General features: G+C 42.9%; 10 protein-coding genes and 1 pseudogene. 5 read left to right on the forward strand and 6 right to left on the reverse strand.

Going from position 1 to position 11,788, the window contains the following annotated elements:
* Positions 1 to 121: 121 nt before the first annotated feature.
* Both CXF62_RS02705 and CXF62_RS02710 read left to right on the forward strand, forming a co-directional pair.
* Positions 122 to 1,003, forward strand: a complete 882-nt coding sequence (locus tag CXF62_RS02705; RefSeq protein WP_102092804.1) for a PHP domain-containing protein — start codon at positions 122 to 124, stop codon at positions 1,001 to 1,003.
* Between the two features lie 292 nt (positions 1,004 to 1,295).
* Positions 1,296 to 2,753: a GGDEF domain-containing protein gene (locus CXF62_RS02710; protein ID WP_102092805.1), complete on the forward strand. Its 1,458-nt coding sequence runs from the start codon at positions 1,296 to 1,298 to the stop codon at positions 2,751 to 2,753.
* A gap of 111 nt (positions 2,754 to 2,864) precedes the next feature.
* Here the strand turns inward: CXF62_RS02710 and truD are convergent, their stop codons facing one another.
* A complete protein-coding gene (gene truD / locus CXF62_RS02715; RefSeq protein WP_102092806.1) occupies positions 2,865 to 4,139 on the reverse strand; it encodes a tRNA pseudouridine(13) synthase TruD in 1,275 nt (424 codons plus the stop codon).
* 243 nt (positions 4,140 to 4,382) lie between these two features.
* On the opposite strand from truD, the gene CXF62_RS02720 reads away from it, so the two are divergent.
* Complete coding sequence (locus tag CXF62_RS02720; protein WP_228153140.1) at positions 4,383 to 6,032, forward strand: FAD-dependent oxidoreductase; 1,650 nt, start codon at positions 4,383 to 4,385, stop codon at positions 6,030 to 6,032.
* Between the two features lie 368 nt (positions 6,033 to 6,400).
* Positions 6,401 to 7,024: a GNAT family N-acetyltransferase gene (locus CXF62_RS02725; protein WP_102092808.1), complete on the forward strand. Its 624-nt coding sequence runs from the start codon at positions 6,401 to 6,403 to the stop codon at positions 7,022 to 7,024.
* A 44-nt stretch (positions 7,025 to 7,068) separates the two neighbouring features.
* On the opposite strand, the gene CXF62_RS02730 is transcribed toward CXF62_RS02725, so the two are convergent.
* The 4 genes from CXF62_RS02730 to CXF62_RS02745 form a co-directional block, all read right to left on the reverse strand.
* Positions 7,069 to 7,230 (reverse strand): hypothetical protein, encoded by a 162-nt coding sequence (locus CXF62_RS02730; RefSeq protein ID WP_227670814.1) that lies wholly within the window; start codon positions 7,228 to 7,230, stop codon positions 7,069 to 7,071.
* 301 nt (positions 7,231 to 7,531) lie between these two features.
* Entirely contained in the window at positions 7,532 to 8,896 is a 1,365-nt protein-coding gene (gorA, locus tag CXF62_RS02735; protein WP_102092809.1) for a glutathione-disulfide reductase, read from the reverse strand.
* Positions 8,897 to 9,070: 174 nt separating this feature from the next.
* Complete coding sequence (locus CXF62_RS02740; protein ID WP_057761340.1) at positions 9,071 to 9,523, reverse strand: threonine/serine exporter family protein; 453 nt, start codon at positions 9,521 to 9,523, stop codon at positions 9,071 to 9,073.
* A 1-nt stretch (position 9,524) separates the two neighbouring features.
* Positions 9,525 to 10,313 carry a threonine/serine exporter family protein gene (locus tag CXF62_RS02745; protein ID WP_102092810.1) on the reverse strand — a complete coding sequence of 263 codons (789 nt, stop codon included), beginning with the start codon at positions 10,311 to 10,313 and terminating at the stop codon, positions 9,525 to 9,527.
* Positions 10,314 to 10,436: 123 nt separating this feature from the next.
* Between CXF62_RS02745 and CXF62_RS02750 the strand changes: the two genes are divergently transcribed.
* A complete protein-coding gene (locus CXF62_RS02750; protein ID WP_102092811.1) occupies positions 10,437 to 10,718 on the forward strand; it encodes a DUF503 domain-containing protein in 282 nt (93 codons plus the stop codon).
* Between the two features lie 163 nt (positions 10,719 to 10,881).
* On the opposite strand, the pseudogene CXF62_RS02755 reads toward CXF62_RS02750, so the two are convergent.
* Positions 10,882 to 11,788 (reverse strand): annotated as a pseudogene (locus CXF62_RS02755) (hypothetical protein); the annotation flags it as partial.

Below are 11,788 nucleotides of genomic sequence, written 5' to 3' on the forward strand. Positions count from 1 at the left end.
ATAACTGCTAAATCTACAGAATCATCAAGACAAACTACAACGCACATAATCGTAACAATGACTGTCTGCTCACTAGCTTTTATTCTACTCTTATTTTATTTAACACTTTAAGGCTCAGCTTATGAAAATTGACTTACATTGCCACAGTACTTGTTCAGATGGTACCTATGCACCGACCGAGGTCATACAACGTGCCCATGCAGCGGGCATCAATGTGTTGGCATTGACTGACCATGACACGCTGGCAGGGATTGATGAGGCAAGAGACGCTGCCAGTGCCTGCAATATGCAAATTATTAATGGTGTTGAGATCAGTTGTGAACATACATTAAGCGGTGGTTACGGAAAGAATAAATCCACCAATAAAATTATTCACGTACTTGGACTGGACTTTACTGATCGCGAAAAAATGCATGCAACGCTGCAGCAACTGCAAGACAGTCGAGCCACTCGTGGTCAGCGTATCGCCGAAAAATTGAGTGAGCTATTAGATATTAGTTATGATGAGCTATGGCAGGCAGTGCTCGATAAAGCAGGCGGTAACCCACAAGCAGTCGGGCGCGCCCATATTGGACAGGTATTGTTTGAGCGCGGTGAGGTCAAAACCGTTCAAAAAGCCTTTGATAAGTACCTAGCAGATAACAAACCTGCTTATGTAGCAATCGAGGCGTTAACGATGCAGCATGGTATCGAGCTGATTCATGCTTGCGGCGGCAAAGCGGTGCTCGCACACCCCACGCGATATCAACTATCAGCGACACGCGTGCGTAAACTGATCGAAGAGTTTGCGCAGCTTGGTGGCGATGCTTGTGAACTGCCAGCCACTAGCGAGCCGATTAGTACCCGCAGAATGGTCGACCGTAGCCTTGCTGAGCATGGTCTTGCGGCATCTATTGGTAGTGACTTTCATGGTAGTAACATGCCTTGGCGACGTTTGGGCGACGTTCCTATTTTGAATGATGATCAGCAAGGGGTTTGGGAGTCTTTTGCAACGCTTGCTTAGTGAGTAGGATTTACCTTGTTACAGTTACTTCTAATAAGGTTGTTTTCAATAGCAATAGGGCCTTATTTATCATGATGAATAAGGCTAAGAATGGGTAAGTAAACAAAATTGCATTCATAGAGAAATTATTGGGAAATAAATGCGTAAAATAGATTGATAATAAGGCAAGAACTTGTAACACTTGATATGAAAATTTCAGAGCGGATAATATGCTTTCACTCTGATTTTAGCGCTTATATATTCAACGCATTTACACCTTTAATGCATTTATACTCTCTGCGGTAGCCCTTCTATGGCTGTATCGATATCCCATCTAGGTTACAACAAAATCTCTCAAATGATTTTTGAGTGGCAGGCTGCTGACCGAACATCGCTGATGGCCTTATTTATCGTGTTAGAAGTGTCATTGCATTGGTTCTGGTGCTTGTATGTCTGGTGGCAGCAAGATGCGTTAAACACCTATGTGAACATACATTATTTATATCCATTATGGCTTGGGATTAGCTTTGTTGGACTGTTTTTTTTGTGCATGGTAAAAGGCTTATTTCATTCGAGCAATGATAATGACATTGTTTTAAGCAGATGGCAGATAGCTTTGGTTTTGGTTTACACCGCCTACATTTCTACTGTTGTTGTGATGATAGGGTATAGCAGTCTGTTTGCAGGCGTGTCGCTCGTCGGCGGCGCTATGCTTGGCATGATGCTGATTAAGCGCCGCTATGCTTGGCGTATGTTTTGGCTGCATATTATCTTGATGCTATTAGCGATCATGTCACCTTACTTTGGTATCAGTCTGCCTAACTTACGCCAATTGACTGTCATTCATCCCATGCTTGAAAGTCATAACTATCTAACTTACAACGAGATTATGGCTGCTGAAAATGCGGTTGCTGCGTTGGCTTTTGAAAACAACGTCTTAAATTGGGATAGTATCAACGAGCTACAGCGCTCATCCGCATTTTTTTGGCGGTCGACGCATTTATATTTAGCGCTGCCAAAAGCGATTTTTATAGTCTATATGTTCCGTGCCTTACTGTTGGTATTAGATGATAGTCGATTTGAGACCTTACGACACGCCAATCAGGACGAGCTTACTCAGCTTAAAAATCGTCGCTACGGTCTGAAAAAGATGAAGTATGCCTTGGCAACGGTGAGAGAATATCAAGACTTAAGCGTCATGCTGTTAGATTTGGACTGGTTCAAACAGATTAACGATAATTATGGACACGATGTAGGTGATCAGGTTCTGATTGAAATCTCGCAGACGCTATCGCAATCATTAACAGATAAGACAATCATCAGTCGCTACGGCGGCGAAGAGTTTTTAATTGTATTACCAGATACGAAGCACGATAGTGCTATGATGATTGCCGAGCAATTACGCCTCAATATTGCTGAACATGTTATGAAGATTGAAGGTCTGGCTGACTTTAATGTGACAGCAAGCTTTGGGTTATATACTTTAACTCATGAAGAGCGAGATTGTATCGCGCAAGGCTACAAAACGATTACGCAGCAAAAGACTGTCGCTCGAACGTCACCTCTTATCAAGCCAATTGCTACTCAGCGCGCGGAAAGCCAAATAGCCTCAATGCAAAAGCTGCCTAGTGATATCTGCCAGCGGCTTATTAGCACAGCGGATAAGGCCTTATATGAAGCCAAGCACCGTGGTCGCAATCAAGTTGTCAGTGCAAATGAGATGTGGGCTGAAAAAGAAGGCGGTAAGCAATGGCTCTATAAAAGCTGTTAGTCATTAACGATCAGCCATTAATAAACAGCCATACCGCTAACACTATATAAGTATTATCGGTATGGCTGATATTCTATTGATTGGTCCAATTGAGGCTTCGATTTAATCCAATCAAGACGCTAATTCCTGCACTAAACTTGCGAGCACACTTGTGGCAAAGCTACCCGTCTTCAAAGTAAAGTTTAATACTAGCGTCTGATCGTCCGACCATTCCCAGCTTAACGCCTCAATCGGTAGGCGTAGCGCTCGTCTTTGCGCTTTGATATCACGCTGCTCTAATCCAGTTGCCAATTGCATAAGTAGTGGACTGTGTTGTACTACCTCGGTCTCTAAATCTGCAGCGCTACCGATGACTTTATCGTTACCCGTACCCCATAGCACGGCAGTTGGGTGAATATCGCCACTATCAATACGAGCATGTAACGTATCATCTAGTGTCTCACTAGTGAATATCGATCCTGAACCATCCAAATTAAAAACCTCGCCTGCTAGGCCAGTGTTCCAGCTGCCATTACGTACCCGTGCTGCCAATATCTCATTAAATATCAAGCTACGCGCAGCAGACAATTCCATCGTATTTTGCTCGCGAGGGGCACGCTTACGTTTGCTCTTTTTTGGTTGTGGGCGCGGCTCTCGCGGCGGACGAGCAAACAGTGATAAAGCTTCTCTGACGTTGTTACCCTGACGACCAAAACGCTGTGGACCAAAATAATTGGGTACACCATTTTCACCAATGCGCGTTAAGTGCTGCTCGACGGCCTCTTTTGCAGATAGTAGTTGCTCGGGTGATGCGTTATTTTCGCCATTTTTGTCACCAACGCTCGCAAACTGGATATCACGTAAAGTAATAACAAACTGATTGGCACGGTGCGTACCGCGATTGAGTTTTTTATTGTGCCAGTGCTGAGCAAGGATAGTGACAGTCTCATTTTCGCCAATGTCCACTGGTGCAAACTCAGTAGGTGGCAATTGCTTCTTTGGTATGCGCAAACTAAACCACTGAGTCGTCAACGCGTGACGGTCTTTCAACCCTGAGTAGCCAACATCACGTAATGGAATGTCTGCCCACTCTGACAGTAGTTTCGCCAGATAAGTAGTATTCATGCCTGATTTTTCGATATGTAGCCATAAATGCTCACCTTCACCAGTGAAGTCTAATGGCAATAGCTCATTAACGATAAAATCAGTCGTATTGGCTTTATAAGTCGCTTGCTGTATTGGCTGCAAACTTGGCTGTGGCAAATTTGCAGTATCTGTAATAGTGGCAACATCAATATGAGCTAGGTCAATTTGCTCACTGGCTGTTGGATCAATAGCTACAGCTTGGCTATCTAAACCGGCTCCAGCAGTAGTGGTTATGTCGTTTTGGTTGTCTTGAGAAGTCATAAGGTCGTCTTTTATTTTGTTTAATAATGATGATTAGAAGTAAAAGGAGTGCGGAAAATAAAGTCGCATAATTACGTTTTGCAACGCAGCAAACATACAAAAAAACATCGTGTGCGAGGCGCTCTTGCTACTATCAATGCATAGCATATTAAAAATAATAGGATAAGTTGAATTTGTCTGGTTGGTTACGGTCATTTTCAACCTGCTGTCATTAGACATCATTATAACTGTTAAGGAAGCATTATGACCGACGCAACGATCAACACAGTCACCATCAGTAAAGCGGATATCCCAAGCGGTGGTATGAAGTCGTATAAGCAAGAAGACGATAGTATCATTTTAATCACTCATGATGACGATGAGTTCCGGGCATTCGATGGTAAGTGCCCACATGCGGGCGCAGATTTGGGTAACGGATTACGCTGTGGCAATCGGGTAGTTTGTCCTTGGCATCATGCGACTTTTGATAGTCGTGACGGCTCACTATTAGAGCCGATAGCGACAAAGGGTTTGACTCAGTATGAGCTGACTCATGATGGTGATAATCTGACAGTCGATACCTCAACTCAGGTAATGGGGCAGGTCGAAAATGATAAACTAACTGACACTCATACCATTATCGTTGGTGGTGGCGGTGCAGGATTTATGACAGCCGACCAGTTGCGTCAGGGTGGTTATGGCGGCAAGATTACGTTGATTAGTAAAGATGACAAAGCTCCTTACAACCGACCTTTATTATCCAAAGCGTTTTTGGCAGGCAAGATGGACGAGGATAAGCTGCTATTGGGCGGTGTTGACTGGGTGAATAATAACAATATTGAGTTACGCCTCAACCAAACGGTTAGCGAAGTGCTACCCAATGAAGCGACCGTCGTCATAGAGGATAATGATGGCAACAGCGAGCGACAGACTGCAGACTTCTTGGTCGTCGCCACTGGCGCTAAACCGAACTTACCACCTATTACAGGTGCTGAAATGGATGGTGTATATACGCTACGCAGCATGAGTGATGCCAAATTAATTAAAGCGGCCAGTCATGATCAGCGGGTGGTAATCATTGGTACAGGTTTTATCGGTATGGAGACCGCGTCGGCATTAGCACAAGCAGGCACGACAGCTTCTATCACAGTGGTTGGGCAAGGTAGCCGTGTGATGGGCAATATTGTCTCTGAAACGGTGAGTAACTCCTTAATTAAATTGCATGAAGAGAAGGGCATCAACTTTGTGTTTGACGCAACCGTCAATGAAATCACTAAGATTGACCGTCAAGTGGACAAGGATGGAGATAACAATAATCAGGCTTTCTCAAATGTAGGCGGTGTCACGCTGGCGAATGGCGAGCATATTGATGCCGATATCGTGATATTGGGTACTGGCGTGTCTCCACGTACAGAGATATTGAGCGAAGTTAACGATCCAGATGGTGTACAAGTCGATACGCATCTACAGCTGCGCGATGGCGTCTACGCGCTAGGTGATATCGCTAAAGCTAGCAACCAAATGGGTCGCATGCGTATCGAGCATTGGCGCGTGGCACTGCAGCATGGCATGGTCACAGCAGCTGCGATATTAAATGACGACAGTGTTGACTCATTAGAGGCGCGTATTCCTTTCTTTTGGACCATGCAATATGGCAAGAGCCTACGCTATAGCGGTCATGCCGAGACACCAGATCACAATATCCTACTCGGTACGCCAGATACGCATGATTATATAGAATACTATTTCGATGATGAAGGAGAGGATACACGAGCTAGTGCGGCAAGTACGCTTGGACGTGATAAAGAGTTGGTTGCCTTCTCTGAGTTATTACGCCGTGGTCATGCACCGACGCGCGCGCAGCTTAATGCAGGTCTTGATATTATTGAGCACGCCCATGCATTATCGCCCTAGTACTATCAAGCAATAATTATTAGTATCTGGGGCATGTCATCAATTAGCATATGAATACATTTAGTGGTCTGAAACTGGCTAAATTTTGCTAAACATTGTCAGAAATCTTACAAATATATTCATATTAACGGCAGTTTTTTCCTCGTTTATCTACAATTTTTCTCATTATAAGCCGCACAATCTAATTAATGACATACCCCTAGACTGGCTTAGTGATCTAAGTCAGTTTTTTTATATGGCTAAATCCACATAAACCCGCTACATCGTCACCCTCATTAAGTATACTAATGTATAACTTGCATTCGGTTTTCTTGTATCGAAATTATTTGAATGCAACTATACATAGACGGAAAAGGAAAAATTATAATATGAGCGAAAATAATATAAATGACAGCAATGTAAACACAGATCACTTTAATAAAGAGTCGGTATTTTTGCGTGAAGCGACATTAGAGGATATTGGCGCACTTGAGCAGTTATTGAACTGCTGCTATCGCGAGACAGCGGGCTGGACCAATGAGGCCGACTTGATCGGTGGTATCAGGACTACATCAGCGGAGCTTGCTGCTGTAATCAATGATCCTAATCACTATTATTTTGTCTATCCGAAAACCACGACAGGCGACCGTGATGGAGAAGAAACGGGTGAAATACTTGGCTGTATCGCTGTCGATATCAAAACTGATGTTGCCTCAAATAAAAAAGCCTATATCGGCATGTTTGCGGTACATCCTGTGCTACAAGGGAAGGGTGTTGGTAATATGATACTGCAAGCGGCTGAGACCTTTGCAGATCGTCATTTACAGTCACTGAATCAGCCTAGCCGTCTGACTATGTCTATCTTAAGTCATCGTCCTGAGCTTTTGGCTTACTATCAGCGCCGTGGTTATCAGTTCAACGGTAACAAAATGCCGTTTCCAAATGATGGCAATAATGGCGAGCCAAAGCGTGATGATTTAGAGCTATTAGAACTAGAAAAGGTCGTTAGCTAATCAGGTTGAGTTAATAGAAAACACTAAAAAATATTCTATCTCGCTCAACCCCAAAAATGACCAAAGGTCATAAACAGACCAATACTCAGCAGCACAAATGCCACAATAATTAAGCGCTTAAACCAGTTAAATGCTGGCAAGCGCGTGGCATTATCATCCGACATTAGATAAGCGAACAAAAACAATAGGCTTGCTGCTAATGTCATAATGCCAAGCCCAATTGGTAATATAAATAAGTACACTTGCCACACAGTCATCTCTCAACGGTCAGTATTAATCGCATCATAACAGCATCGTGATTGCGCTGTCAGTATGCCTTGCTTTAAATTTTTCAATGCAAATAATGATTAGGAAAATACAGTAGTTATCAGGGCGATATAAAAGTAATGAGCCAGCTTTAGACCTACGAAGCTATATACTTGCGTCATGACTGACAATAAAAAAGGATGCTCAAATGGCATCCTTTTTTATAATAGCTAAGAATAAGAGTAATACTGTCCATTAAGCTTAACGCATCGTCACAAACTCTTCCGAGCCAGTTGGATGAATGGCAACGGTATTGTCAAAATCAGCCTTAGTCGCACCCATTTTGATAGCAACGGCAAAGCCTTGAATCATCTCATCGACGCCAAAACCAATACCATGCAAGCCAATGACTTTTTCATCATCGCCCAAGCATACTAGCTTCATGGTGCATTTTTGACGATGTTGAGTGACCGCGCTATACATATCGGTAAAGCTTGAGGTATAACACTTTATATTTTCTTTGCCATAGCGTTCCACCGCGTCGATTTCAGACAGGCCAATCGTACCGATAGCCGGATGAGTAAAAATCACGGTCGGTATCAATGTATAGTCTAAGTGCTCATTAGGTTTATTGTTAAACAGACGCTCAGATAAGCGGCGACCTGCGGCAATCGCTACAGGCGTTAGATCTACGCTGTTCTCGATAATATCACCGACTGCATAAATACCATCGACATTGGTATTTTGGAACTGATCGACTTTGATTTTACCAGTCTCAGTCGTCGCAACCCCTGTCACCTGCAAATTAATATTGTCTGTTGATGGCGCGCGACCAATCGCCCAAATCAAGCAGTCGACAGTATCGATGCAGTCTTCGCCGCCATCGTTGGTGGTCAAATCCAGGCTGTCATCAGCATTTTTATTGACTTCACTGATCACCGTATTGGTATGTAACTTGATGCCAGCTTGTTCCATTTCTATCAGCAAAGTCTCTACGATAGTATGGTCAAACGTACGTAGTGGCGAGTGTTTACGTACATACAAATGCACTTCGGCACCCAGACTGTTTAACACGCCTGCGATCTCGACAGCGATATAGCCTGCACCTACAATCGCCACGCGTTTTGGTAAATGGTTCAACGCAAAAAATCCGTCAGAGTCGATGCCGTATTCTGCGCCTTTGATATCTGGCTGAATAGGATGACCGCCGGTAGCAATCAAAATATGGTCTGCGGTAATCAGCTCGCCATTTACTTCGACGGTATTGGTATCGACAAATTTAGCAAAGCCTTTGATCACTTCGACGCCGTTTTTGGCCAAATTATTATCATAGGCGCGGTGAATGTTTTCGATATATTGTTGGCGGCTCTGTACCAGTTTTTGAAAGTCAAAACCTTTTAACTCAACATCAAAACCATAGTCTGGCGCATATTTACGGATGGCTTCAGCCACTTGCGCGCCATACCACATGACCTTTTTAGGTACACAACCCAAATTTACACACGTGCCGCCCAATTGGTTGGCTTCGATAATAGCGCACTTTTTGCCATAGTTTGCTGCACGGTTGAGTGAGGCGATGCCGCCGCTACCGCCGCCAATGGCGATATAGTCATAATGTTTGGTCATAATACGGTCTCTTTATTAAGTTGTTATTGGTGCTGTTTCTGACTCTACTGTAATGGGTCTTATCATTCATCTTACAAGTTTTTTATGATTAGCGTATGTTGAGTCGCTTGAGTCTCAACAGTGCTTGGTTAAGAAAAGCTTAGCATTTAGATATTTAAATCTACTCAAACCCATCTATACAATAGGGCGACGTCTATAAAATAACAGCCCAGGGATAGACAAGCCAAGCACCAATCCTGAGGTCACAAACAGCGCTTCAAATAAGTACACCATCATTTGGCTAAATAACTCGTCTGAAAAGCCGAAATAACCAATCTGTACCATACTGACCATCGCCTTATAAGCAGCGATACCAGGCATCATACAGATGACACTGGGCGAGATGAGCGCTTTGGGCGGCAGAGTGTATTTCTTAGAAAAGTAGACACCCAAAAAGCTGGCAAGCATCGCGCCAAAAAAGCTGGCAACCACGATATGAATGTGCTGATAAACGAGAGCTGTCTTTAACCCAAAGCCAAAGGCAGTCATCAGTAAACAAGGCAAGATATAGCGTTTGGGGACGCTAAACATCAGCGTCCAACCAAGGGTGATGATACAAGACAGTATGACGGTTTCAATAAACCACATCTTAAAACCCCCAGTGCTGTATGCGAAGTAAAACCAATGCCATGACGATACCGACGCACGCGGATAAGGTGAGCATATAGGTAAAGACCGCACGCCCAACGCCAATATTGACATAGCCTTTTAGGATATCGGACAAAGAGTTAATCAAAGGAAAGCTGGGCACCAATAGCAGTACACTGGAGGCAACAGCGATATCGGCATTGTTACCAATATCAAAATAATAGGTCGTCGCCCCAATCAGTGAAGCGATAAATGCCGTCACAATGACAGTGATAAAAGGGTTAAAGTGGTGCTTGGAGAGATAGATACGAGTAAACATCGCCACCATACCAGCGATGAAAGTCACCGCTGTAATCGACCAACTACCGCCATTCAGATAAGCAAACGCCGCACATGAGGCACCAACAAACACGCTTACTAGCCACGTTGGGTATACGGTCTTATCTAACTCATCAAAGGCAAGGGTAGTGCGGTCAATCAATTCATTATGATCGACAGTGGCTTCAGTCTTATTAACGATTTGCTGGATTTGTACCAAGAGATTGACATTGATGCTCTGATTGATCGTGTCTCTGGTAGTGGTAATACAGCGTTCGTCACAAATAGTCGTCAAGGTAATGGCGTTAAAGTTCAGCGAACACTCGACGCTGTTCATCCCCAAGGCAAGCCCCAAGCGTTTGGACAAGTCCACCACCACGGCAGACTCAGCGCCATACTGCATAAGGAGTAATCCGCAGCGTACACATAGTCGAGTAATGCGCTGCTGCTTTACGTAGCTGATAGAGGTCATGGGTGAGATACGCAGGTTGGTTGGTATTGATACACTATTATAAAGGGTATAGGTGCTGATGCGCAGGCATTAACGGATATTATATTGGATGCTATTGTAAAATTTTTTGATAAGGAGCATAAAATGCATATCGCTATTTTGACGTTGACGTTCTCATTGCCCGGTTGTGGCTCGCTAAAAGAAAAACGCCACCGTATGGGCGGCTTGCACGCGCGCTTTGGCAATACGCCAAGTATCGCGGTATGTGAAAGCGGGGAGCGTGATCGGCATGACGCGAGCGAATGGACGTTTGTGATCGTTGGACTGTCCAAACGAGAGGTCGAGTCGCAGTGCAGTCAAATTGAGGAAAAGCTAGAACGTACGGTGGATGCAAGGGTAATGAATGTTGAAAGGGAGTTTATTTAGGTTAAACGTTAATTACCTTAAGTCTGAAAAATATCTAACTTGTAGGTTGGGTGGAGCTTGCGACACCCAACGTTTACTTTAAAAAAATATTCTCATCCGCCCCAATTTACAGGAAGCAAACCATCCTTCACAAATCAATGAAATGAGGAATATCAGACACAGTCTAATTTTTATCATCATCCGAATCGTCATTAGTGAAATCAGTATCTTTAGAAACAACATTTATCTTTTTTAAACATTCACTTTTTACTTTCGATTCATTAAGAGATTTTATGATCTGCTCACCCTTATTTGGAATTTTTTCACCTTTGTCAGGTGTTCGATTATTAAAGAAAGACGAGAGAGAACTATGGCTGTCCTCTGGAATTAACATACGACCATAGTATTTTATTAATTCATCAAGCACATTGTTATAAGACGAAGATAATTTATTATCCGTATCTAACAATCCTTTATTTTTCAAAACTCTCTCGTTTTCTCTTGATTTGGCTGCTTTAGATATTATGCTGTCCCATACTTCATCTGTTATTTTTGCATTTTCTTCTACAATATCCATATTATCAGGAATATTTTGTATCATTTGTTCTTGTTCAGGATGTTCTGTCAATGTATTAACAAAATCTAGCACCTTATCTCCATCAGTAGTATTGGAGTCTAAACTATTAAAATAACTGTAAAAACTTGAAGTTAGTTCTTCACATCCACTAATTGCACCGTTTAGCACAGACATTTTCCGCTTTAACTCTGGATGATGTTCAAATTTTGGGTATCGAACATGGTGGTCAATCTCTCCCCATGCTTCATCTAATATAGTGCGAGTCTGTAGTTCAAAGTTATAACTATGAGGTGTAATTCCTTTGATAATGTAATGAGTAGACCTATATCGAGAATCTCTTTCTACTCTTTTGTACTTATAATCGCTCAAATTATCATTTGGATAAAAACTTAAATCATCGTCAGGAGCATGATATATGGTTATATTTTCATCTCCACATACACTAAAATTCTCTAAAATAAATTTATTTACTTGTCCCCAATTTTCTTTGAATAAATAAATAGCTCTAATTCCG

Source organism: Psychrobacter sp. MES7-P7E (genome assembly GCF_002863645.1).
Classification (GTDB): domain Bacteria; phylum Pseudomonadota; class Gammaproteobacteria; order Pseudomonadales; family Moraxellaceae; genus Psychrobacter.